Here is a 22,294-nt window from a genome sequence, read left to right as displayed (position 1 = left end):
GTGGATTGTCCACAACCGACCCGTATGCTCGGCCCCATGCCAGATTCCGTCCGTCCGAGCGCTGCCGGTGACGTCGAGGCGGGGGTCTCCCCCGCGCGCAACCGGACCCGTGCGGGCCGCATCGCCACCGCCCCGGACGCCTCCAACGGGGAGACGCTGCGCCGGCTGCGGGACGGTTCCGGGGTGTTGGCCGCCGCGGCGATGCGCCGGCTGGACGAGGACCTGGACTGGTACCGCGCGTTGCCGGCCGACGACCGGTCCTGGGTCGGACTGGTCGCCCAGGCCGGTATCACCGCCTTCGTCACCTGGTTCGCCGACCCGTCCAAGCCGCCGCACGGGGTGGGCGAGATCTTCGCCACCGCCCCGCCGGAGCTGACCCGGTCGATCTCGCTGCAGCACACCCTGCAGCTGGTCCGGGTGGTGGTGGACGTGGTGGAGGCGCATGCGGAGAAGCTGGCGGCACCCGGGGCGGAGCGTGACCTGCTGGAGGCCGTGCTGCGCTACTCGCGGGAGGTGGCGTTCTCGGCCGCGGAGGTCTACGCCCGGGCGGCGGAGATCCGCGGCGCGTGGGATGCCCGGCTGGAGGCGCTGGTGGTGGACGCGCTGCTGCGCGGGGACGTCGACGACTCGCTGCGGTCGCGGGTGGCCGCCCTCGGCTGGAGCGGTCGCGGGCACACCATGGTGGTGGTCGGCACCACCGGCGAACCGCTGGACGACGTGCGAACCTCAGAGCTGCGGCGGGCGACCCGGCGAGCGGCGGACGATGCGCTGGTCGGCATCCAGGGCGAGCGGCTGGTGATCTTCCTGGGCGGCACCGGTGACCTGCGGGCGGCGGCGGAGTCGCTGCTGCCACGGTTCGGGCCGGGCCCGGTGATCTTCGGGCCGATCGGCGATGATCTGGCCGACGCGGCACGCTCCGCCCGGTCGGCGCTGGCCGGGCTGGTCGCGGTGCCCGCCTGGCCGCAGGCCCCGCGGCCGGTGGCGGCGAACGACCTGCTGCCCGAGCGGGTGCTGGTCGGCGACCCGGCGGCCCGGGTGGTGCTGATCGAGCAGGCGTACCTCCCGCTGCTGGCCAGCACCGGGTCGCTGCTGGAGACCCTGGGCGCCTATGTCGGGGCGGGACGCTCGCTGGAGGCCGCCGCCCGGACGCTGTACGTGCACCCGAACACCGTGCGGTACCGCCTGCGCCGGGTCGCCGAGGTCACCGGCTGGGATCCGCTGGACCCCCGGGAGGCGTTCGTGCTGCAGACCGCGCTGGCGGTCGGCCGGTTGGACCACCGTCCGGGCTGACCGCGGCTTTGTGGGAGGCACACAATCCCCCGCCGACAGCTTGGTGCGGGTCGTGTCCCCACGGATCGGGACGGACCGGGCAGAGTGGTCGGGTGCTTGCGATCGTCTGCCCGGGACAGGGCGCCCAGACCCCCGGCATGCTCGGCCCCTGGCTGGAGCTGCCCGGCACCGCCGACCGGCTCGCCGCCCTCTCCGAGGCTGCGGGGCTGGACCTGACCGCCCACGGCACCACCTCGGACGCGGAGACGATCCGGGACACCGCGGTGGCCCAGCCGCTGATCGTGTCCACCTCCCTGCTGTCCCTGCGGGCGCTGGAGGACGAGCTCGGTGAGCCGCTGCTGCCGGACGCCACCGCCGGTCACTCGGTGGGTGAGTTCGCCGCCGCGGCGGTGGCCGGGGTGTTCGACGACGCCGGTGCGGTCGGCCTGGTCACCCAGCGCGCCCGGTTCATGGCCGAGGCCGCGGCCGCGGAGCCGACCGGGATGACCGCCGTCCTCGGTGGCGACCCGGCCGAGGTGACCGCGGCGATCGAGGCCGCCGGGCTGTGGCCGGCCAACGTCAACGGCGGTGGTCAGATCGTCGCCGCCGGGTCGCTGGACGCGATCGCCGCCTTCGCGCAGGACCCGCCGGCCCGGGCCCGGGTCATCCCGCTTCAGGTCGCCGGCGCGTTCCACACCCCGTTCATGCAGTCCGCGCTGGACGCCTTCGGTGCGGTGGCCGCGGACTGGCCGCACGCCGCACCGCGCACCCGGTTCCTCACCAACGCCGACGGGTCGGTCTACGCCGAGGACGCCGACGTGCTCGGCACCCTGGTCCGGCAGATCGCCGCCCCGGTGCGCTGGGACCTGTGCCAGGCCACCCTGGCCGAGCTGGGCGTGACCGCGCTGCTGGAGCTCGCCCCGGGTGGTGTCCTCAAGGGCCTGGCCCGGCGTAGCCTGCCGGGGGTGGAGACCCTGGCGATCACCTCGCCCGAGGACCTGCCCGCCGCCCGCGACCTGGTCGCGGCGCACCTGCACACCGATGGATCCCAGGAGAACGCGAAGTGAGCCGTCCCACCCTGACCCAGGCCACCGGGCCCGCCCACACGCGGATCCTCGGCCTGGGCGCCGCCCGCGGCGAGAACGTCGTCCCGAACGATGACCTGGTCGGCCCGATCGACTCCTCCGACGAGTGGATCCGCCAGCGCACCGGCATCGTGACCCGGACCCGGGCCGGGGCGGACACCGACGTGCTGGACCTGGCGGAGCGGGCCGGCCGGGAGGCGATCGCGAACGCGGGCCTGACCGGTGCGGACATCGACGCGGTGATCCTGTCCACCGTCACCTACTTCCACCAGACCCCGTCCGGGGCGGCGATCCTGGCCGACCGGCTGGGCGCCACCCCCGCGGCGGCCTTCGACATCTCGGCGGCCTGCGCGGGCTACTGCTACGGCATCGGCCAGGCGGACGCGCTGGTGCGGTCGGGCAATGCCCGGCACGTGCTGGTGATCGGCGCGGAGAAGATGAGCGACTTCATCGACCCGACCGACCGCAGCATCTCCTTCCTGCTCGGTGACGGCGCGGGTGCGGTCGTGGTCGGCCCCTCGGACATCCCCGGCATCGGCCCGACCGTCTGGGGCTCGGACGGCGCACAGTCGCAGGCGATCCGGCAGACCCACTCCTGGATCGACGTGCGGGACAACGGCGCCGGCTGGCCGACCCTGCGCCAGGAGGGCCCGAGCGTGTTCAAGTGGGCGGTCTGGCAGATGGCCCCGGTGGCGCAGAAGGCCCTGGACGCGGCCGGTGTCACCGCCGACCAGATCGACGCCTTCATCCCGCACCAGGCGAACATGCGGATCATCGACCAGATGATCAAGCAGCTGAAGCTGCCGGAGTCGGTCGCGGTCGCCCGTGACATCGCCGACACCGGCAACACCTCCGCCGCCTCGATCCCGCTGGCGACCGAGCGGCTGCTGCGCGAGGGCCAGGTCTCCAGCGGCGCCCTGGCGCTCCAGATCGGCTTCGGCGCCGGCCTGGTCTACGCAGCACAGGTGGTCGTGCTCCCCTGAGCAGGGGCGCGACCGCAGTACAGTTCCCACGCTTCCGCCGACCGTGCGGGGCGCACCACACACACAAGGAGAAACCGATGGCGCACACCGAGCAGGAGATCCTCGCCGGACTGGCCGAGATCGTCAGCGAGGAGACCGGCCTGCCCACCGACTCCGTCCTGCCCGAGAAGTCCTTCACCGACGACCTGGACATCGACTCGCTGTCGATGATGACCATCGTCACCCTGGCCGAGGAGAAGTTCGAGGTCCGGATCCCGGACGACGAGGTCAAGAACCTGGCCACCGTCGGCGACGCCGTGAAGTTCATCGAGGGCGCACAGGCCTGAGCCTGCCCCTCGCACCATCCGGGGTCGTGCTGTGCCCCACGACGGCACGGCGCGACCCCGGTGTGCCTTTCAGCCCCGCATCTGACACAGGAGCCACACCATGAGCACGCGAGTCGTCGTCACCGGCCTCGGCGCCACCACGCCCCTCGGCGGGGACGCCGCGAGCACCTGGCAGGCCGCCCTGGCCGGAACCTCGGGTGCGCGGACCATGGCCAACGACTGGGCCGAGAAGTACGACATCCCGGTCAACTTCGCCGCGACCATCAAGGTCGACCCGGCCGAGGTCCTCCCCCGGCCCGAGCTGAAGAAGATGGACCCCTCGGCGCAGTACGCGATGATCGCCAGCCGGGAGGCCTGGTCGGACGCCGGCACCCCGGAGGTCGACCTGGACCGGCTCGGCGTGGTGGTCTCCTCCGGCATCGGCGGGATCTGGACCACGCTGGACGGCTGGGACACGCTGCGGGAGAAGGGCGCCCGCCGGGTGCTGCCGATGACCGTGCCGATGCTGATGCCGAACTCCCCCTCCGCCTACGTGGAGCTGGAGCTGGGCGCCCGCGCCGGTGCGCACGCGATGGTCTCCGCCTGCGCGTCGGGTGCCGAGGCGATCGGCTATGCGGTGGACATGATCCGGTCCGGCCGCGCCGACGTCGTGGTGGCCGGTGGCACCGAGGCGGTCATCCACCCGATGCCGATCGCCGCCTTCGCCGCCTCCCGCACGCTGTCCACCCGCAACGACGACCCGCAGGGCGCCAGCCGGCCCTACGACGTCGACCGGGACGGCTTCGTGATCGGTGAGGGCGCCGCGGTGCTGGTGCTGGAGTCCGAGGAGCACGCGAAGGCCCGCGGCGCTCGGATCTACGCCGAGATCTCCGGCGTCGGCCTGTCCTCCGACGGGTACCACATCACCTCCCCGGAGCCGAACGGCCGCGGCCAGATCGCCGCGATGCGGATGGCGCTGAAGGATGCCGACGTCACCCCGGCGGACGTGCGGCACGTGAACGCCCACGCCACCTCCACCAAGGTCGGCGACCTGATCGAGGCCCGGTCGGTGCGCGAGACCCTGGGCTCGGCCGCGGACGGCGCGGTGTTGTCGGCGACCAAGTCGATGACCGGGCACCTGCTGGGCGGCGCGGGCGCCCTGGAGACGTTGTTCTCGGTGATGGCGATCGCCGACCGCAAGGCCCCGCCGACCATCAACGTGGTCACCCCGGACCCGGAGCTGGTGCTGGACCTGGTCCGCGACACTCCGCGCGACCTGCCGGCCGGCGACCTCGCGGTGATCAACAACAGCTTCGGCTTCGGCGGTCACAACGTGGCCCTGGTGGTCACCAACCACTGAGCCCGCTCGCCGGCGGCCCGGATCCCCCGTGGGGTCCGGGCCGTCGGCGCGTTCACCCCCGGCGGGCGAGGCGGCCGGTCCCGGCGGTCAGCAGGCTGGTGCCGAGACCATCGACGCACCGGGAGCAGCCATGACCACCTTCACCGTGTGGAAGTTCGACACCACCGACGGCGCCGAGCGTGCCGCCCGCATCCTGGTGGACGCTGAACACGAGGACCTGGTGACGGTGATCGACCACGCTGTGGTCAGCTGGCCCGAGGGTGCGGCCAAGCCGGCGGTGCACCACTCCCACGACGACGAGAAGCGGGCCACCGGCTGGGGTGCACTGTGGGGCCTGCTGCTCGGCGCGCTGTTCTTCCTGCCGGTGATCGGGGCCGCGGCGGGGGCGGCGATCGGCGTGATCAGCCGCCACCTGGCCCATGTCGGGATCGACCGGGACCAGCTGGACCGGATCCGGCAGGACGTGGTGCCGGGCACCTCCGCGCTGTTCGCGGTCACCGAGAACGCCGACCTGGACCGGCTCGGCGAGCGGTTCCACGGCCTGCACCAGACCCTGGTCAGCACCAACCTGACCGACGCCGAGCGCGCGGTGCTGACCGAGACCTTCGACTGAGCGCGCTCAGTACGGTCAGTACCCGCTGAAGGCGTCCGTCCGCACCCGGCGCACCCCGGCGGCCCGCAGCAGCGCCCGGGTGTGGTCCACCATCGCCGGCGGCCCGGACACGTACGCCACCCGCTGGTCGGCGTCGGGCACCGCCTCGGTCAGCGCCTCCAGGGTCAGCCGGTCCACGCCCAGGTGCAGGTAGCCCGCGGGCAGGTCGGCACCGGGCGTCGGTGAGGCGACCAGTACCCGGGTGCCCGCCTGCCCGAAGACCTCGGCATAGGCCAGGTCGCCGTGATCGCCGACCGCGTGCACCAGGACGGCGTCACGTCCCGGGTCCTCGGCCAGCTGGCTGGCGAACGGGGTGATCCCGATCCCGCCGGCGACCAGCAGCACCGGGCGGCGGTCGGCCGGCAGCAGGAAGTCACCGCCGACCCCGGTGGCCCGCAGCCGGGCACCGACCGGGAGTTCGACCAGGGCGCGCTTGAAGCTGCTCGGCCGTTCGGGGACGGTGAGTGCCACGGTCAGCTCCCCGGCCCGCGGTGCGCAGGAGATGCTGAACACCCGCCGGATGCCGCGCCGGTCCGGGTGGTCGTGCGGCACGGTCAACTCCACGTACTGACCGGCCCGGAACCGCACCGGCCGGTCCGCCCGGAGCCGCAGTTCGTGGGTGCGCGACCCGACCTGGCGGTGCTCCACCAGGGTGAGCCGGATCGCGCCGTGCTGGCCCCAGGCGAATCCGAACAGGTTCCCGGCGATCAGCGCCAGCTCCGGGGTGTTGACCAGCGGCCCGATGCTGAACGGCACCGCCGTCAGCGCGGCCACCAGCACCGCCTCGGTCAGCCGCTGCCAGCGCCGCGGCGGCAGGGTGAGCGGTTCGGTCAGCATCACGGTGCCCAGGAACAGCACCGGGTAGGAGGTGATCGCGGACCACAGTGCCGGTCCGAAGGCCTCGCCCTCCACGGTCAGCCGGACCGCGATCGCCAGCAGCGCCACCGCCACGAACATGCCGACCAGCGCGAACGTCCGGGTGCGGATCACGATCAGCACGGCCAGCACCAGCACCGGGGCCAGCAGCACCGGGTCGGCCACCCACCAGGTGGTGGCGTCCAGCCCGGTCAGCCCGATCACCAGGGCGCCGGCCGCGGCGGGGTTGAGCAGGTGCCGCCCCCGCCAGGCGATCAGGTACTTGCTCAGGTTGGCGATCACCGCCGCCAAGGCGAGCGCCCCGAGATAGCGCGGTTCGCTGGTCGGCCAGAACAGGAAGAACAGGATCAGGCCGGTGATCAGCGTGGATTCGGCGTGCGGCTCGGTCCGGAACAACCGGCCGGCCAGGTAGCCGGAGACCGCTGAGGACACCAGGGCGACCGCCAGGCTGAGCAGCATGTCCAGCGGCCGGAAGAACAGCGCGCCGGTGGCGGCCAGGATCACCGCGATCGCGGCGAGGGCGGACAGGCCGAGGGTGAGCAGCCGGTACATGGTGACCCGGCCGAGGCGTTCGTCCAGCCAGGCGGTGGTGCGCACGATCATGCGAACACCTCCCCGTCCAGGTCCAGCGACCAGCGCAGTCGGCGCTCGGCGTCCAGGACCACGTAGCGGATACCGAACCGGGCTGCCACCAGCTCGGGTTCGGCGAAGAACAGTGCGGTGGCGGCGATGTCGGCGGTCAGCGCGTCCGGAGCCACCGCCCAGGCGGCCAGCACCCGGTCGGTGGGACGGCCGGTGCGGGCGTCGACCACGTGGTGCAGTCCCGGGCCCCACGCCCGGCGGTTGGGCGCCGAACCGGCGATCGCACCGTCGGCCACCCGGAGCACGCCGAGCGCGCGGGTCGGGTCCGCCGGGTCCTCCAGCGCGACCCGCAGCGTGGAGCCCTGCACCCGGAGGTCTCCCCCGGCGTCCACCACGTGGCCGGTCACGCCGCGCTCGGTCAGCAGCGCGCTGATCAGGTCGACCAGGTAGCCCTTGCCCGCCGCGCCCACATCGATCAGGGCCGCGCTCGGCAGGCTGATCCGGCCATCGGCCCGGCGGACCTCGGACCAGGCCGGGGCGGGCAGCGTGGTGAGGGCACCGTCGGGTTCCCAGTGCGGGCGCAGCCGGTAGTCCGGGTCGTAGCCCAGCGTTTCGAGGGTGCGGCCGACCAGCGGGGAGACCGCGCCGCCGGTGCAGCGGTCGGCGGTGTCGTAGGCGGCCAGCAGGGGTGCGGCGTCCGGGGGCAGCTCGTAGGTCCCCGCGCCGGCCTCGGCGACCAGGCGGACCCAGGAGTCCCGGCGGAACCGCGACCAGTCCAGGTCGAAGCGCGCGATCCGGTCGTGCACCGCGGCCAGGTCGTCGGCGTCCAGCGCCCGGTCGGTGTCCAGCACCCAGTGGGTGCCGATGGCCTGGAAGCGGGTGCTAGGCGGCGGCATCGGCACGGATCTGGTCGAGGGCGGCGTTGAAGCCGTCGCCGGTCAGCGAGGAGCCGGAGACCTTGTCCACGCTGAGACCGGCCAGCTCCTGACCGACCACCTGATCGGAGATCGCTTCGGCGAAGTCCTCCTGGAACCGGGCGGCGTTCCCACTGGTGGCCTCCGGGGTGACCGTGACTGCGGTGACGGTGCCGTCGGCGACGGTGACCTCGACCCCGATCGTCTCCTGGCCGCCCGGCGAGGAGTAGGAGCCCTCGGCGGTGTAGGTGCCGTCGGTGTAGTCGCCGGAGCCGGTGCTACCGGAGCCGGTGCTGCCGGAGTCCGTGCTGCCGGAGTCCGTGCTCCCGGTGTCGGATCCGGTGTCGGTGCCGGAGTCCACCGCGTCCGCATTGCTGCAGGCGGCGAGGGCCACGGCGACGGACAGGCCGGACAACACGGCGAACGTGTGGCGACGGGTGGTGCGGTTCATGGTCGGGTCCTCCCTGGCGGGGCCGCGGAACGGCCAGACTGATTGAATCCGATCGAATCCAACGGTCTCGACGCTAAGGGCGAATCCTGCGGATTGCCTGGGAGTGAGCGCTGTTTGGGCGGTGACGGGCGACTTGCTCGGGTGTGCGTTTTCCGTAGAGCGCTAGCCCACCCGGTGCAGCCAGCGGACCGGCGCGCCGGCCCCGGCGTAGCGGAACGGCTCCAGCTCGTCGTCCCAGGCCTGCCCGAGCGCGAGGTCCAGTTCCTCGCGCAGCGACCGGCCGTCCGCCGACTCCAGGGCGGCCCGGATCCGGTTCTCCGGAACCACCACGTTGCCGTGCACGTCGGTCTGGGCGTGGAAGATGCCGAGCTCGGGGGTGTGGCTCCACCGGGCGCCGTCGCTGCCGTGGCTGGCGTCCTCGGTCACCTCGTAGCGCAGGTGGGTCCAACCGCGCAGCGCCGAGGCCAGCCGGGCACCAGTCCCCTGCACGCCCTGCCAGGACAGTTCGGCCCGGAACATGCCGGGCGCGGCGGGCTGATCGGTCCACTCCAGGGACACGCGCACGCCGAGGACATTGCCCGCCGCCCACTCCAGGTGGGGGCAGAGCGCACGGGGTGCGGAGTGCACGAAAAGAACACCGCGGGTGATCGCACCAGCCATGTCATCCCTCCCAGACGGTTTCGAGGTTCGTCTTCCCCAACGACCTCGCACCGGCGCCCGGGCGACACACGGTCTCGCGGCGTGCAGACCCGATCATGCCGTACACCGGGCGGCGCGCACCACCCGGCGAGCCGATCGGCCTAGAACTGCTCGCGGATCGCCCGCATGGCCTTCTTGCGCACCGAACGCTCCAGGCGGTCGATGTACAGGTAGCCGTCCAGGTGATCCACCTCGTGCTGCAGGCAGCGGGCCATCAGCTCGACGCCCTCGACGACCACCTTCTTGCCGTCCAGGTCGGTGCCCTCCACCCGGGCGTACCAGGCGCGCTTGGTCGGGAACCACAGCTCCGGCACCGACAGGCAGCCCTCGTCGCCGTCCTGGTACTCGTCCTCGCTGAGCTCGACGATCACCGGGTTGAGCACGTAGCCGAGCTCGTCGTCGATGTTCCAGGAGAAGGCGCGCAGGCTGACGCCGATCTGGTTGGCGGCGAGCCCGGCGCGACCGTCGGTGTCCACCGTCTCCAGCAGATCCTCGACCAGTCCGCGGACCCGGTCGTCGACCGTCGTCACCGGTTCGCACGGGGTGCGGAGCACCGGGTCGCCGACCACGCGGATCTCTCTCATCGCCATGCGGGGATTCTTTCATGCCCGCGGGCGCGCGGTGGGACAGGGCCGGCGGGTAGGGGTCGAGTCGGGGTCCGGCGGGTACGACGGCTCGGGTGCGGGACTGGCAACCCGGGCGGGCCGCGTGGCGGAGGTCACCCGGGGCCGGGGCGACAGCGGGCGCGGCGTCGGCGTAGCGTTTGTACTGACCGGTCAGTTCGACGGAACGGGGTAGCGGTGACGGACAGCGAGCAGGAGCAGGGCATGGCGCAGCACGGGCGACACGGCGCGGCACCGGCGGACGGGCACGACGGGGCGGACGCAGCGCGCGCCGAGGACACCTCGGCCGCCGGGCACCCGGCCACGACGACACCTGGGGACGCAGCCGTCGACCTCGACCCGGTCCCGCATCGCCCCGCGGGCGCCGACGACGCTCCGGTGCCCGCCGACTCCCGGGACGGGATTCTCGATCCGGGCACCGCCCTGGTCACCGATGACGACCCGGCCTCCCCGATCGACCCGGCCCCCACCGCCGTCGGCCGGGTGACGCCGTCCGCGCCCGCCGCCGAGGCCCCGCACGCCGAGGCCGCACGCCCGCTCCCCCGGGCCGGCGTCGCCGTGGCCGAGCCGGCGGCCGACCCTGCACCGGCCGAGCCGGTCGCACCCCCGGCGGTGCTGGCCCGCGACCTACAGCTGCACGGCTCGCGCGGCCCGGTGTACGGGCCGGTGGACCTGGAGATCGCCACCGGCACCCTGACCCTGGTGCAGGGGCCGCAGGGCGCCGGTCGGTCGAGCCTGCTGCTGACCATCGCCGGGCGGATGACCCCGGACCGTGGCGGCCGGCTGACCGTGCTGGGCGAACCGCTGCCCCGGCGCCGGAACGCGGTGCAGAAGCGCTCCGCGGTGGCCGGCTTCGACGGGATCGACGACCTGGACGAGTCGGTGACCGTCGGCGACCTGGCCCGGGAGCGGCTGCGCTGGCTGTCGCCCTGGTACCGGCACACCGGGCGGGTATCTCAGCAGCAGTTCGCCGAGCTGGCCGCGCCGGTGTTCGGCGAGCGCCCGCTGCCCCGGGTGGGCTCGGTGGTCTGGGACCTGGACGAGGTGGACCGGATGCTGCTGCGGATCGCCCTGGCGATGGCCCAGGACCCCGAGCTGCTGGTGGTCGACGACGTGGACCAGGTGCACGACACCGAGCGCCGCCGCACGGTCTGGGCCCGGCTGGAGGCACTGGCCGCCGAGGGGCTGACCGTGGTCGCCGCCATCGCCTCGCTGGACGAGGCCGCCCGGGTGCCGTGGAGCACCCCGCCGTCGCTGGTCACCCTGGCCACCGGCCCGCACGCCATTCCCGCCTGATCACCACCCGGAGCTGAGATGTTCTCCTTCCTGACCGGCACCGAGCTGCGCCGTTTCCGCCGCGGGGTGCTGCCCAAGCTGGCGATCGTCGCGATGATCTGCATCCCGCTGCTGTACGGGGCGCTGTACCTGTGGGCCTACTGGGACCCGACCGGCAACCTCGACCGGCTGCCGGTGGCCCTGGTCAATGCGGACACCGGCGCCACCGACGAGGACGGCGAGCGCCTGACCGCCGGGGACGACGTGGTCGAGGAGCTGCTGGACTCCGGTGCGCTGGACTGGCGGCAGACCGACGCGGCCGACGCGGAGGCCGGGGTCAAGGACGGCAGCTACTACTTCGCGGTGACCATCCCGGAGCAGTTCAGCACCGACATCGCCTCGGCCGGCGGTGACGACCCGGTCCCCGCACAACTCCAGGTGACCTACAACGACGCGAACAGCTACCTGGCGTCCACCCTCGGCCGCAGCGCGATGACCCAGATCCGGGCGGCGGTGTCGTCGACGATCGGCGCGCAGGCGGTGGATCAGGTGCTGGTCGGGCTCGGTTCGGCGCGGGACGGCTTCGCCCAGGCCTCCGACGGGGCGCTCACCCTGAACGCGGCGTCGGGCCAGCTCTCGGACGCGGCACACCAGGTGGCCGACGGCGCCGGGTCGGCGGCAGAGGGTGCGGCGACCCTGGCGACCGGGGCCGGCACCCTGGCGGACGGCACCACCCAGCTCGCGGACGCGACCGGCCGGCTCGCGGACGGTTCGGCCCAGCTGTCCTCCGGGATCGGCTCCGCCGCGGCCGGGGCGGACTCCCTGGCGACCGCCTCCGACCAGCTGGCCACCGGCGCCCAGGCGGCGGTGGACGGCTCCGGCGACCTGGCGAGCGGGGCGCAGCAAGTCAGCGACGGCGTGGACCAGCTCGCGGGGGCACTCGGCCCGGTCGCGGCGGCACTGCCCGGCGTCAGCACCGAGCTGAACGACCTGGGCACCCAGCTACTCACCCTGGCGGCCCGGATCGAGGCGCAGGGCGACACCGCCACCGCCGGCCAGCTGCGGGCCGCGGTCGCCGACCTGCAGGAGAAGACCGCCCCGCTGACCGGCACCACGCTGGACCCCACCGCACTGACCGCCCTGGTCGACGGCGCCCACCAGGTCCGGGACGGCTCCGCCGAGCTGTCCACCAAGCTGGGCGACCTGTCCACCGGCGCCGGCCAGCTCGCCGACGGTGCGCACGAGCTCGCCGACGGCACCGGACAGGCCGCCACCGCCGCGGCCACGCTGGCCACCGGGGCGGGCACGCTGGACACCAAGGTCGGCGAGCTGGACTCCGGCGCGCAGCAGCTCGCCACCGGGGCGGCCACCCTGGCGGACGGCACCGGCACGCTGGCCGACGGGTCGACGCAGCTGGCGGACGGATCCGACCAGCTGATCGACGGTTCGCAGCAGCTGGCCGACAAGCTCGGCGACGGGGCGGCCGCGCTGCCCGACGACGACGAGGACACCCGGTCGCAGCGGGCGGAGACCCTCGCCACCCCGGTCCGGGCCAACGACACCGACATCGCCAGTTCGGCATCGATGGGCGAGGGCTTCGCGCCGTTCTTCATCCCGCTGGCCCTGTTCGTCGGCGGGCTGATCACCTGGCTGCTGCTGCGGCCGCTGCCGAACCGTGCGCTGGCCACGCCGGTGGCGGGCTGGCGGATCGCCCTGTCCGGCTACCTCCCGGCGCTGCTGATCGGGGTGGCGCAGGTGGCGGTGCTGCTGGCGGTGGTGCACCTGGGGCTGGGCCTGAGCTGGTCGACGGCGGCGGGCACCTTCACGTTCACCGTCCTGGTGGCCGCGGCCTTCCTGGCGGTGCAGCAGATGCTGACCGCGGTGCTCGGGTCGGCGGCGGGCAAGGTGGCGATCATCGCGCTGCTGATGATCCAGCTCACCTCGGCCTCCGGCACGTACCCGGTGGAGACCACCCCGGAGATCTTCCGGGCGATGCATCCCTACCTGCCGATGACCTATGCGATCACCGGGCTGCGCGAGCTGCTGACCGGCGGCACCGAGGGCCGGCTGTGGTGGTCGGTGCTGATGCTGGCGGCGTTCACGATCGGATCGCTGGCGGTCACTGCGTGGCGGGCCGGCCGGATGCGCACCTGGACGCTCAGCCGCCTGCACCCGGCGCTGACCATCTGACACGCTGTGACCATGAGTGACACCGAGGCCACCCTGACCACCCGGGAGGCGATCCAGCGGGCGGCGATCGCGCTGATCGCGGACCGGGGGTTCACCGCGACCTCGGTGGACGACATCGCCGCCGCGGCCGGGGTGGCGAAGGGGTCGGTGTTCTACAACTTCGGGTCCAAGACCGCCCTGTTCGAGTCCCTGATCGATGACGGGGTGGAACGGCTGACGGTCGCCCTGCGCACCGCCCGGGACGGCCTGACCGGGCGGCGCGCGATCGGCGCCCTGGTGCACGAGCTGCTGGAGCAGATCCACACCCATCCGGACTTCGCCAAGCTGATGACCGCCGAGGTGTTCCGGACCGGCCGGGAGTGGGAGGACTCGATCCGGCAGGTCCGGGACCGGTCGTTCGCGGTGTTCGCGGAGGTGGTGGCCGAGAGCTGGCCGCAACGCGACCCCTCGCTCACCGCCGCGACCCTGTTCGGCGCGACCCTGGTCGCGGGGCTGGAGTGGCTGGCCTTCCAGCCCGAGCGGTCGATCGTGGAGGTCCGCCGCGCGGTGCTGTCGGCGATCCTCGACCCGCTCTGACCCCGGAGACGAGGACGGCCCCGTCGCCCGGGTGGGCGGCGGGGCCGTGTGGTCTCGGTGCGGGTCAGATCCGCGCGGCGGCGACCTGGTGCGGAACCGTGTTGAGCAGCTCCATCACCTCGGACTCCAGGAACCGGCGGTGGCCGCCCAGGGTCCGCACGGCGGACAGCTTGCCGGCCTGCGCCCAGCGGGTGACGGTCTTCGGGTCCACCCGGAACATCACCGCGACCTCACCCGGGGTGAGCAGCGCGGAGGCCTGCGGACGGGTCTCGAGGGGGAAGGAGGGGATGGTCATGACTGCTCCTAGTCGGTTCGGTAGCCCGGCTGACCTTCGAGGGTCCCGTGGCTTTGCGTCCCCACCTCGCGGCGGGTTTGCCGTTGTCGCTCAACGATGAGAACGCTAACCCGAAATCGGACAGAACGGCAAGTACCGCCCGAGTGCGGACAGACATGCAGGTAGAACCCACGGGAAGCGATTGCCCGGCGGTCAGCGTGTCGCGTGATCTAGGTCACATCCGGCGGGGTCGACTGGGTGGCGGCACCCAGAGGATCGAAGCGATAGCCCATCCCCGGCTCGGTCAGCAGGAACCGCGGCGCGGACGGATCCGGCTCCAGTTTCTTGCGCAGCTGGGACAGGTACAGCCGCAGATAGCCGGTGTCGGTGACGTGCTCCGAACCCCAGATCTCGGACAGCAGGGTCTGCCGGGTGACCAGCCGGCCGGCGTTGCGGACCAGGATCTCCAGCACCCGCCACTCGGTCGGGGTCAGCCGCACCGGCACCCCGGCCCGGGACACCGTCGTGGCGGACAGGTCGATCACGGTCTCGCCGATCCGGATCAGCGGGTCCGCGTCCCGGGTCGGCACCGCCGACTCGGCACGCCGGCTCAGCGCCCGGATCCGGGCCAGCAGCTCGTCGATCTGGAACGGCTTGGTCACGTAGTCGTCGGCCCCGGCGTCCAGCGCCTCGACCTTGTCCGCCGAGCCGGTCCGGCCGGAGACCACCAGGATCGGCGCCGAGGTCCAACCGCGCAGCCCCGCGATCACCTCCACCCCGTCCAGGTTCGGCATCCCGAGGTCGATCAGGTACAGGTCCGGCTTGTGCTCGATCGCCCGGTTCACCGCCTGCACGCCGTCGGTGGCCACGATCACCTCGTAGCCGCGGGCCCGCAGGGTGATCCGCAGTGCGCGCAGGATCTGCGGGTCGTCGTCCGCGATCAGGATCTTCACCGGCGCTCCTCCGACTCGGCCGACACCGGCAGCGAGACCACCATCGTCAGGCCGCCGCCCGGGGTGTCCTCCGGGGCGAGCGTGCCACCCATCCCCTCGGTGAAGCCACGCGACAGCGCCAGGCCCAGCCCCAGCCCGGTCAGATTGTCGGTGTCGCCCAGCCGCTGGAACGGCACGAACAGCTCGTCCTGCCGCTCCGGCGCCACCCCGGGACCGTGGTCGATCACCCGGATCTCCACCCGGTCACCGAAGCTGCTGGTGCTCACCCGCACCCGGCGGTCCGGGCTGACCTGCACCGCGTTGGCCAGCGTGTTCACCAGCACCCGCCGGAGCAGGGCCGGATCGGCGGCGACCAGCGGCAGCGCCGGGTCCAGGTCGAGTTCCACGTCGTCCGGCCCGAGGCCCAACTCGTCCAGCGCGGGCAGGATCACCTCGTCCACGTCGGTGGGCAGCAGGGTCACGCCCAGCACGCCCGCCTGCAGCCGGGTCACGTCCAGCAGATCGGTGACCAGTGCGGTCAGGGTGCCGAGCGACTCGTCGGCGGTGGCCAGCAGCTCGTCGCGGTCCTCCGGGGAGAAGTCGACATCCGGCTGGCGCAGCGACCCGATCGCGGTGGTGGCGGCGGTCAGCGGGCGGCGCAGGTCGTGGCTCACCGCGGACAGCAGCGCCGATCGGACCTGGTCGGTCTCCACCAGCGGACCGACCTCCTCCGCGGTGGCGCGCAGCCGCTGCTGCTCCAGAGCGGCGGCGATCTGGGACACCACCACCGCCAGCAACCGACTGCCGGAGGCGTCCAGATCCGGGCCGATCCGCTCCAGCACGGTGTGGTCGTCCACCGGGGTGCTGCCGCCGGGCGGTGCGTCCTCCGGCCAGTCGCCGTCGCCGGCCAGCACGGTGCCGTCGGTGCTGCGCAGCCGGACCGCGGTCAGCCCGAAGGACTCCCGGGCCCGGGCCAGCAGTGCGGCCACCGCGTCCTGCCCGCGCAGCACTCCCCCGGCCACCGTGCTGAGCAGCTCAGACTCCGCCGACGCGCGCTCGGCGGCCCGGGTGCGGCGTGCCGCCTGGTCGACGACGTAGGACACCAGCACCGCGTTCAGGATGTAGAGCAGCAGCGCGATCGCGTGCTTCGGTTCGCCGATCGTGATCGTGTGCAGCGGGTCGATGAAGAAGAAGTCGAGGGTCAGCCCGGACAGCACCGCAGCGAACAGCGCCGGCCACAGGCCGCCGACCAGCGCGACCACCACCACCAGCAGCTGATAGGCCAGCACGTCGCCGACCAGGGTGTCCTCGGTGCGGGTGGCCCGCAGCACCGCGGTCAGCGCCGGGCCGCAGACCAGGGCCAACACCAGTCCGAGCAGCCGCCGCCGCATGGTCAGCGCCCCACCCAGTGGCGGCAGCACCCGGCGCCGGCCGCCGGCCTCCTCGTGATTGACGATGTGCACGTCGATCGGCCCGGCGGCCCGGATCACGGTCGCCCCGATCCCCGGCCCGGTCAGCAACGCCGACAACCGGCTGCGGCGGCTGATCCCGATCACCAGCTGGGTGGCGTTCGCCGCCCGGGCGAAGCCGACCAGCGACTCCGGCACGTCCTCGCCCACCACCTGGTGGAAGGTGCCGCCCAGTTCCTCGGTGAGCGCCGCCTGGGCCGCGAGCGCCCCCGGATCGGTGTCGCGCAGCCCGCTCTGCCCGGTGACATGCACCGCCACCAGCTCGCCCCCGGCGCTGCGGGCGGCGATCCGGGCGCCCCGGCGCAGCACGGTCTCCCCCTCCGGGCCGCCGGTCAGCGCGACCACCACCCGCTCCCGGGCCTCCCAGGGCGCATCGATCGCGTGATCGGCCCGGTAGCTGCGCAGCGCGGAGTCCACCTCGTCGGCAAGCCAGAGCAGGGCCAGCTCGCGCAGCGCGGTCAGGTTGCCGAGCCGGAAGTAGTTGGACAGCGCGGCATCCACCCGCTCGGCCGGGTAGACCTGCCCCTCGGCCAGCCGGTCCCGCAGCGACTGCGGGGCGAGGTCGACCAGCTCGATCTGGTCCGCGGCGCGCAGCCGGGCGTCCGGCACCGTCTCGCGCTGCGGCACTCCGGTGATGGTGCGGACCACGTCGTTCAGCGACTCGATGTGCTGGATGTTGACCGTGGTCAGCACCGTGATCCCGGCGTCCAGCAGCTCCTGGACGTCCTGCCAGCGCTTGGCGTTCCGGGACCCGGGCGCGTTGGTGTGGGCGAACTCGTCGACCAGGGCGACCTGCGGGGCCCGGGCCAGCACGGCGTCCAGGTCCATCTCGTCCAGCTGCACACCCCGGTGCTCCACCCGGCGCCGGGGCACCACCTCCAGCCCGGCCACCAGGGCGGCGGTGGCGGCGCGGCCGTGGGTCTCCACGACCGCGACCACTACGTCCACACCGTCGGCGACCATATCCCGCCCGGCCTCGAGCATGGCGTAGGTCTTCCCCACGCCGGGCGCGGCGCCCAGCAGGACCCGGAGCCGGCCGCGTCTCACTGCTGATCGAGTGCGAGGTTGAGGGTCAGCACGTTCACGGTCGGCTCTCCCAGGTAGCCCAGTTGCCTGCCCGCGATCGTAGCCTCGACCAGCGCCGCGACCTCCTCCCGCGGCAGTCCGCGGGCCTCGGCCACCCGATCGACCTGGGACCGGGCGTTCTCCGGGCTGATGTCCGGGTCCAGCCCGGAGCCGGAGGCGGTCAGCGCATCGGGTGCGGTGGCCCCGGCCGCCCGGCGCTCGGCCACCGCCGCCGCCAGGTCGGGGTTCTCCGGCCCCAGGTTGCTGCCGCCGGAGGCCGCCACGTCGTAGCCGTCACCGGCGGCTGAGGGCCGGGACTGGAAGTAGCGCGGGTCGTCGTCGAAGGACTGGCCGATCAGCCGGGAACCGACCACCGTCCCGTCCGCGCCGGTGACCAGCGATCCGTGTGCGGCATCGGGCAGCAGGGCGCCCACCCCGGTGATCAGCGCCGGGTAGCCGATGCCGAGGGCGACAGTGGCGACCAGCAGCGCCCGGGTGGCGACCCGCAGCTGCGGCCAGAAGTGACGAGGATTCATCGCCGGACTCCAGTTCAGAAACCGGGCAGCAGGCTGACGACCAGGTCGATCAGCTTGATGCCGAGGAAGGGGGCGACCACACCGCCGAGTCCGTAGACCAGCAGGTTGCGGCCGAGGATCTTGGTCGCGGGCAGCGGGCGGTACCGCACCCCGCGCAGGGCCAGCGGGATCAGGGCCACGATGATCAGCGCGTTGAAGATGATCGCGGACATGATCGCCGAGGCCGGGCTGGACAGGCCCATGATGTTCAGCACCGCCAGACCCGGGAACACCCCGGCGAACAGGGCCGGGATGATCGCGAAGTACTTGGCCACGTCGTTGGCGATCGAGAACGTGGTCAGTGCCCCGCGGGTGATCAGCAACTGCTTGCCGATCCGGACGATGTCGATCAGCTTGGTCGGGTCCGAGTCCAGGTCGACCATGTTCCCGGCCTCCTTGGCGGCCGAGGTGCCGGTGTTCATCGCCACCCCGACATCCGCCTGCGCCAGCGCCGGGGCGTCGTTCGTCCCGTCGCCGGTCATCGCGACCAGGTTGCCGCCGGCCTGTTCGCGGCGGATCAGCTCCAGCTTGTCCTCCGGGGTGGCCTCGGCCAGGAAGTCGTCCACTCCGGCCTCGGCGGCGATCGCCCGGGCGGTGAGCGGGTTGTCACCGGTGATCATCACCGTGCGGATGCCCATCGCCCGCAGCTCGGCGAAGCGCTCGGTCAGGCCGGGCTTGACCACGTCCTTCAGGTGCACCACCCCGAGCGGCCGGTCGTCGACCGCCACCACCAGCGGGGTGCCGCCCTGCTGGGCGATCTCCTCGACGATCACGTCCAGTGCCGGGTCGCTGACCATCACCGAGCCGGCACCCTTGCGGATCACCGTGCCGTCCGGCAGGTCGACCCCGCTCATCCGGGTCTGGGCGGTGAACGGCACGATCAGCCCGCGGGCCCGCGGGCTGATCCCCTGGCCGGCCGCCAGCGTCACGATGCTGGCACCCTCCGGCGTCGGGTCGCCCAGCGAGGACAGCGCGGCCGCCTCGGCCAGCTCGTGCTCGCTCACCCCGGCCAGCGGGCGGAACGCCACCGCCTGCCGGTTGCCGTAGGTGATCGTGCCGGTCTTGTCCAGCAGCAGCGTGGTCACGTCGCCGGCCGCCTCCACCGCCCGGCCGGACATCGCCAGCACGTTGCGCTGCACCAGCCGGTCCATCCCGGCGATGCCGATCGCGGACAGCAGTGCGCCGATCGTGGTCGGGATCAGGCAGACCAGCAGCGCCACCAGCACCGGCACGCTCACCGCCGCCCCGGAGAACCTGGCGATCGGGCCCAGGGTCAGGGCGACGATCACGAAGACCACCGACAGGCTGGCCAGCAGGATGTTCAGCGCGATCTCGTTCGGGGTCTTCTGCCGGGCGGCGCCCTCCACCAGCGCGATCATCCGGTCCACGAAGGTCTGGCCGGGGGTGGAGGTGATCCGCACCACGATCCGGTCCGACAGCACCCGGATGCCGCCGGTCACCGCACTGCGGTCGCCGCCGGACTCGCGCACCACCGGCGCGGACTCGCCGGTGATCGCCGACTCGTCCACCGAGGCGATGCCCGCCACGATGTCGCCGTCGCCGGGGATCAGCTCCCCCGCGCTCACCACCACCAGGTCGCCGATCACCAGTTCCGCCGAGGACCGCTCGGTCCACGTCGTCGCGTCGACATCCGCGACCACGTGCGCCACGGTGCTGGTCCGGGTCTGGCGCAGGCTCTCCGCCTGAGCCTTGCCGCGGCCCTCGGCCACCGACTCGGCCAGGTTGGCGAACAGCACGGTCAACCACAGCCAGACCGCGATCGCCGCGGTGAAGCCGACCGGCACCGGCGAACCACCGGAGTCCTCCGGCCCACCGAGGAACGGCTCGGCGATCGCCAGCAGCGTGGTCAGCGCCGCACCGGCCTCGACCACGAACATCACCGGGTTGTGCCACATCACCCGGGGGTCCAGCTTGCGCAGCGCCTCCCGGTACTGCGCCCGTCCCGGCGGCGTGCGCAGGATCGACGGGGTGGCCGGAGGGGTCATCAGGGCAGTCATCACAGGCCTTCCGCCAGTGGGCCCAGTGCGAGCACCGGGAAGTAGGTCAGGGCGGTCACGATCACCGTGACGCCCGCGAGCAGGCCGACGAACTGCGGCCGGTGGGTGGGCAGCGTGCCCGCGGTCTCCGGTACGGCGTCCTGCGCCGCCAGCGACCCGGCCAGCGCCAGGACGAACACGATCGGCAGCAACCGGCCGAGCAGCATCGCCACCCCGAGTGCGGTGTTCATCCACGGGGTGTTCGCGGTCAGCCCCGCGAAGGCCGACCCGTTGTTGTTCGCCGCGGAGGTGAAGGCGTACAGGATCTCGCTGAAGCCGTGCACGCCCGGGTTCGCGGTCAGGTCCCGGATGTCCGGGATGCTCACCGTCGCGGCGGTGCCGGCCAGCACCAGGGTCGGCGTGACCAGGATGTACAGCGCCGCGAGCTTGATCTCCCGCGGCCCGATCTTCTTGCCCAGGTACTCCGGCGTCCGGCCGACCATCAGGCCGCCGATGAACACCGCGATCACCGCCAGGACCAGCATCCCGTACAGCCCGGAGCCGACTCCGCCCGGCGCGACCTCGCCCAGCATCATGTTCAGCATCGGCAGCATCCCGCCCAGGGCGCTGAAGCTGTCGTGCATCCCGTTCACCGCGCCGGTGGACGTCAGGGTGCTGGTCGAGCCGAACAGCGTGGTCCCCGCGATCCCGAACCGCTGCTCCTTGCCCTCCATCGACCCGTTCGCGGTCTCCAGCACGGTCAGGACGGTCAGCGACACCAGGAACAGCCCGGCCATCGTGCCGAGAATGGCATATCCCTGCTTGTTGTTCCCGACCATTCGCCCGAATGTCCGGGGCAGACTGAACGGGATCAGCAACATCAGGATCACCTCGACCAGATTCGTCCAGGCCGAGGGATTCTCGAACGGGTGCGCCGAGTTCGCATTGAAGAACCCGCCACCATTCGTGCCGAGCAGTTTGATCGCCTCCTGCGAGGCCACCGGTCCACCGGGGATCGACTGGGCGCCGCCGGTCAGGGTGGTCACCTCGGTGAACCCGTGCCAGTTCTGGATCACCCCGCTCGCCAGCAGCACCACCGCCGCCAGCACACTGATCGGCACCAGGATCCGGGTCAGCCCCCGGGTGAGGTCCACCCAGAAGTTGCCAATCGTCGCCGACCGCCGCCGCGCGAAGCCCCGGACCAGTGCGATCGCCACCGCCATGCCCACCGCGGCCGACACGAAGTTCTGCACCGCCAGGCCCAGCGCCTGCACCGCGTACCCGAGCGTCGCCTCCGGCGAGTACGACTGCCAGTTCGTGTTCGCCACGAACGAGATCGCCGTGTTGAAACTCAGGTGCGCCCCCGGGTCCGGCAACCCCAGATCGAAGGGCAGCCAGCTCTGCACCCGCTGCAACAGGTACACCAGCAGCACGCTCACCAGCGAGAACGCCAGCACCCCGCGCAGGTACCCGCGCCAGGTCTGCTCCTGCCCCGGGTCCACGCCCAGCAGCCGGTACAGCCCGCGCTCCACCCGCCAGTCCCGGGCCGAGGAGTACACGTGCGCCATCCAGTCGCCCACCGGCCGGTACGCCGCCGCCAGGATCACGACCACCGTCGCCGCCTGTGCGATCGCCGCCGCGGCCATCAGAACCGCTCCGGCTTCACCAGCGCCCACACCAGGTAGGCCACCGCGGCCACCCCCAGCACGGCCGCGACCACATCCAGCACGATCACAGCTTCTCGACCCCCACCGCGACCAGCCCCACCAGGGCGAAGAGGGCCAGAACGCCCAGCACGAAGACCAGGTCGAGCACGAGGACTCCCGTTGATTCCGTCGACCGGGGGCAGCCGCCACCCGGGTGCCGATCAGCGGCACGACTCGATGGAAGGCCCGCCGCACCGGTGCGCGCGAGCGTCCTCACGGATTCCGAACGGGTCCGGTCCGGGTCCTCACGGCCCGCTCACGACGGGCCCGGCCACCGAGCAAGGTGGGCCGCCACGGTCTCCCCCTGCCCGGCCGCGGCGGCCCACCCCTCCGGCCCGGACGGTGCGGCGGTGACGGTCCCCCGACCCGGGCCGGCGGGCACCCGGAATACCCCCATGGGTGCCACGGATAAATTACGCCGGAATAGCACCGGAGG

The 22,294-nt window shown here is 72.9% G+C and carries 21 protein-coding genes and 1 riboswitch; of the genes, 9 read left to right on the top strand and 12 right to left on the bottom strand.

Annotation, left to right across the window (positions count from 1 at the left end):
• The first annotated feature begins 36 nt into the window (after positions 1-36).
• The 6 genes from HGA03_RS13920 to HGA03_RS13895 all read left to right on the top strand — a co-directional run bounded on the left by HGA03_RS13920 (position 37) and on the right by HGA03_RS13895 (position 5,615).
• A complete protein-coding gene (locus tag HGA03_RS13920; RefSeq protein ID WP_239073600.1) occupies positions 37-1,290 on the top strand; it encodes a PucR family transcriptional regulator in 1,254 nt (417 codons plus the stop codon).
• Positions 1,291-1,382: 92 nt separating this feature from the next.
• The gene (locus tag HGA03_RS13915; protein ID WP_168630890.1) at positions 1,383-2,336 is read left to right on the top strand and encodes an ACP S-malonyltransferase; all 954 of its coding nucleotides are present in this window, start codon (positions 1,383-1,385) and stop codon (positions 2,334-2,336) included.
• Positions 2,333-3,337 (top strand): beta-ketoacyl-ACP synthase III, encoded by a 1,005-nt coding sequence (locus HGA03_RS13910; RefSeq protein ID WP_168630889.1) that lies wholly within the window; start codon positions 2,333-2,335, stop codon positions 3,335-3,337. Before HGA03_RS13915 ends, HGA03_RS13910 begins: the two co-directional genes overlap by 4 nt.
• 77 nt (positions 3,338-3,414) lie before the next feature.
• Positions 3,415-3,663 carry an acyl carrier protein gene (locus tag HGA03_RS13905; protein ID WP_168630888.1) on the top strand — a complete coding sequence of 83 codons (249 nt, stop codon included), beginning with the start codon at positions 3,415-3,417 and terminating at the stop codon, positions 3,661-3,663.
• 100 nt (positions 3,664-3,763) lie between these two features.
• The gene (fabF, locus tag HGA03_RS13900; protein WP_168630887.1) at positions 3,764-5,002 is read left to right on the top strand and encodes a beta-ketoacyl-ACP synthase II; all 1,239 of its coding nucleotides are present in this window, start codon (positions 3,764-3,766) and stop codon (positions 5,000-5,002) included.
• 130 nt (positions 5,003-5,132) lie between these two features.
• The gene (locus HGA03_RS13895; RefSeq protein WP_168630886.1) at positions 5,133-5,615 is read left to right on the top strand and encodes a DUF1269 domain-containing protein; all 483 of its coding nucleotides are present in this window, start codon (positions 5,133-5,135) and stop codon (positions 5,613-5,615) included.
• A gap of 15 nt (positions 5,616-5,630) precedes the next feature.
• Here the strand turns inward: HGA03_RS13895 and HGA03_RS13890 are convergent, their stop codons facing one another.
• The 5 genes from HGA03_RS13890 to def form a co-directional block, all read right to left on the bottom strand.
• Positions 5,631-7,133 carry an FAD-dependent oxidoreductase gene (locus HGA03_RS13890; RefSeq protein ID WP_168630885.1) on the bottom strand — a complete coding sequence of 501 codons (1,503 nt, stop codon included), beginning with the start codon at positions 7,131-7,133 and terminating at the stop codon, positions 5,631-5,633.
• Positions 7,130-8,008, bottom strand: coding sequence for an FAD:protein FMN transferase (locus HGA03_RS13885; RefSeq protein WP_168630884.1), 879 nt, complete (start codon positions 8,006-8,008; stop codon positions 7,130-7,132). The genes HGA03_RS13890 and HGA03_RS13885 overlap by 4 nt, the downstream gene beginning before the upstream one ends.
• Entirely contained in the window at positions 7,995-8,477 is a 483-nt protein-coding gene (locus HGA03_RS13880) for an FMN-binding protein (protein WP_168630883.1), read from the bottom strand. Before HGA03_RS13880 ends, HGA03_RS13885 begins: the two co-directional genes overlap by 14 nt.
• Before the next feature lie 162 nt (positions 8,478-8,639).
• Positions 8,640-9,137 (bottom strand): DUF3145 domain-containing protein, encoded by a 498-nt coding sequence (locus HGA03_RS13875; RefSeq protein WP_168630882.1) that lies wholly within the window; start codon positions 9,135-9,137, stop codon positions 8,640-8,642.
• Positions 9,138-9,277: 140 nt separating this feature from the next.
• Entirely contained in the window at positions 9,278-9,766 is a 489-nt protein-coding gene (def, locus tag HGA03_RS13870) for a peptide deformylase (RefSeq protein WP_168630881.1), read from the bottom strand.
• Between the two features lie 210 nt (positions 9,767-9,976).
• Here def and HGA03_RS13865 point away from each other — a divergent pair, with 210 nt between their 5' ends.
• From HGA03_RS13865 to HGA03_RS13855, 3 genes are read left to right on the top strand one after another with little or no spacing between them, the layout of a single operon-like run.
• A complete protein-coding gene (locus HGA03_RS13865) occupies positions 9,977-11,095 on the top strand; it encodes an ATP-binding cassette domain-containing protein (RefSeq protein ID WP_239073601.1) in 1,119 nt (372 codons plus the stop codon).
• A gap of 18 nt (positions 11,096-11,113) precedes the next feature.
• A complete protein-coding gene (locus HGA03_RS19435) occupies positions 11,114-13,264 on the top strand; it encodes a YhgE/Pip domain-containing protein (protein ID WP_168630880.1) in 2,151 nt (716 codons plus the stop codon).
• 12 nt (positions 13,265-13,276) lie between these two features.
• Complete coding sequence (locus tag HGA03_RS13855) at positions 13,277-13,840, top strand: TetR/AcrR family transcriptional regulator (protein ID WP_168630879.1); 564 nt, start codon at positions 13,277-13,279, stop codon at positions 13,838-13,840.
• Between the two features lie 64 nt (positions 13,841-13,904).
• Here HGA03_RS13855 and HGA03_RS13850 read toward each other — a convergent pair whose 3' ends face one another.
• The 7 genes from HGA03_RS13850 to HGA03_RS13820 all read right to left on the bottom strand — a co-directional run bounded on the left by HGA03_RS13850 (position 13,905) and on the right by HGA03_RS13820 (position 21,887).
• Positions 13,905-14,135, bottom strand: a complete 231-nt coding sequence (locus tag HGA03_RS13850) for a BldC family transcriptional regulator (RefSeq protein WP_168630878.1) — start codon at positions 14,133-14,135, stop codon at positions 13,905-13,907.
• Positions 14,136-14,151: 16 nt separating this feature from the next.
• A riboswitch (cyclic di-GMP riboswitch) is annotated at positions 14,152-14,227 on the bottom strand.
• Positions 14,228-14,344: 117 nt separating this feature from the next.
• Positions 14,345-15,067 (bottom strand): response regulator transcription factor, encoded by a 723-nt coding sequence (locus tag HGA03_RS13845; RefSeq protein WP_168630877.1) that lies wholly within the window; start codon positions 15,065-15,067, stop codon positions 14,345-14,347.
• Complete coding sequence (locus HGA03_RS13840) at positions 15,064-17,562, bottom strand: sensor histidine kinase (protein WP_168630876.1); 2,499 nt, start codon at positions 17,560-17,562, stop codon at positions 15,064-15,066. The genes HGA03_RS13845 and HGA03_RS13840 overlap by 4 nt, the downstream gene beginning before the upstream one ends.
• Positions 17,559-18,116: a potassium-transporting ATPase subunit KdpC gene (gene kdpC, locus HGA03_RS13835; RefSeq protein WP_168630875.1), complete on the bottom strand. Its 558-nt coding sequence runs from the start codon at positions 18,114-18,116 to the stop codon at positions 17,559-17,561. The genes HGA03_RS13840 and kdpC overlap by 4 nt, the downstream gene beginning before the upstream one ends.
• 14 nt (positions 18,117-18,130) lie before the next feature.
• A complete protein-coding gene (kdpB, locus tag HGA03_RS13830) occupies positions 18,131-20,173 on the bottom strand; it encodes a potassium-transporting ATPase subunit KdpB (protein WP_168630874.1) in 2,043 nt (680 codons plus the stop codon).
• Positions 20,173-21,801: a potassium-transporting ATPase subunit KdpA gene (gene kdpA, locus HGA03_RS13825; protein WP_203767486.1), complete on the bottom strand. Its 1,629-nt coding sequence runs from the start codon at positions 21,799-21,801 to the stop codon at positions 20,173-20,175. The genes kdpB and kdpA overlap by 1 nt, the downstream gene beginning before the upstream one ends.
• Positions 21,798-21,887 carry a potassium-transporting ATPase subunit F gene (locus HGA03_RS13820; RefSeq protein WP_168630872.1) on the bottom strand — a complete coding sequence of 30 codons (90 nt, stop codon included), beginning with the start codon at positions 21,885-21,887 and terminating at the stop codon, positions 21,798-21,800. Before HGA03_RS13820 ends, kdpA begins: the two co-directional genes overlap by 4 nt.
• Positions 21,888-22,294: the final 407 nt, after the last annotated feature.

This window comes from Cellulomonas denverensis, assembly GCF_012396125.1.
GTDB classification, from domain to species: domain Bacteria; phylum Actinomycetota; class Actinomycetes; order Actinomycetales; family Cellulomonadaceae; genus Cellulomonas; species Cellulomonas denverensis.
The sequence above is the reverse complement of the archived record's forward strand: the minus strand, read 5'-3'. Positions and strand labels throughout refer to the sequence as shown.

What these genes read in the sequence shown, in the direction of transcription:
- HGA03_RS13920 (WP_239073600.1), top strand. Translation starts at nt 37, where the DNA reads ATGCCAGATTCCGTCCGTCCGAGCGCTGCCGGTGACGTCGAGGCGGGG.
- HGA03_RS13905 (WP_168630888.1), top strand. Translation starts at nt 3,415, where the DNA reads ATGGCGCACACCGAGCAGGAGATCCTCGCCGGACTGGCCGAGATCGTC.
- fabF (WP_168630887.1), top strand. Translation starts at nt 3,764, where the DNA reads ATGAGCACGCGAGTCGTCGTCACCGGCCTCGGCGCCACCACGCCCCTC.
- HGA03_RS13895 (WP_168630886.1), top strand. Translation starts at nt 5,133, where the DNA reads ATGACCACCTTCACCGTGTGGAAGTTCGACACCACCGACGGCGCCGAG.
- HGA03_RS13890 (WP_168630885.1), bottom strand. Translation starts at nt 7,133, where the DNA reads ATGATCGTGCGCACCACCGCCTGGCTGGACGAACGCCTCGGCCGGGTC.
- HGA03_RS13885 (WP_168630884.1), bottom strand. Translation starts at nt 8,008, where the DNA reads ATGCCGCCGCCTAGCACCCGCTTCCAGGCCATCGGCACCCACTGGGTG.
- HGA03_RS13880 (WP_168630883.1), bottom strand. Translation starts at nt 8,477, where the DNA reads ATGAACCGCACCACCCGTCGCCACACGTTCGCCGTGTTGTCCGGCCTG.
- HGA03_RS13875 (WP_168630882.1), bottom strand. Translation starts at nt 9,137, where the DNA reads ATGGCTGGTGCGATCACCCGCGGTGTTCTTTTCGTGCACTCCGCACCC.
- def (WP_168630881.1), bottom strand. Translation starts at nt 9,766, where the DNA reads ATGGCGATGAGAGAGATCCGCGTGGTCGGCGACCCGGTGCTCCGCACC.
- HGA03_RS19435 (WP_168630880.1), top strand. Translation starts at nt 11,114, where the DNA reads ATGTTCTCCTTCCTGACCGGCACCGAGCTGCGCCGTTTCCGCCGCGGG.
- HGA03_RS13855 (WP_168630879.1), top strand. Translation starts at nt 13,277, where the DNA reads ATGAGTGACACCGAGGCCACCCTGACCACCCGGGAGGCGATCCAGCGG.
- HGA03_RS13850 (WP_168630878.1), bottom strand. Translation starts at nt 14,135, where the DNA reads ATGACCATCCCCTCCTTCCCCCTCGAGACCCGTCCGCAGGCCTCCGCG.
- kdpC (WP_168630875.1), bottom strand. Translation starts at nt 18,116, where the DNA reads ATGAATCCTCGTCACTTCTGGCCGCAGCTGCGGGTCGCCACCCGGGCG.
- kdpB (WP_168630874.1), bottom strand. Translation starts at nt 20,173, where the DNA reads ATGACTGCCCTGATGACCCCTCCGGCCACCCCGTCGATCCTGCGCACG.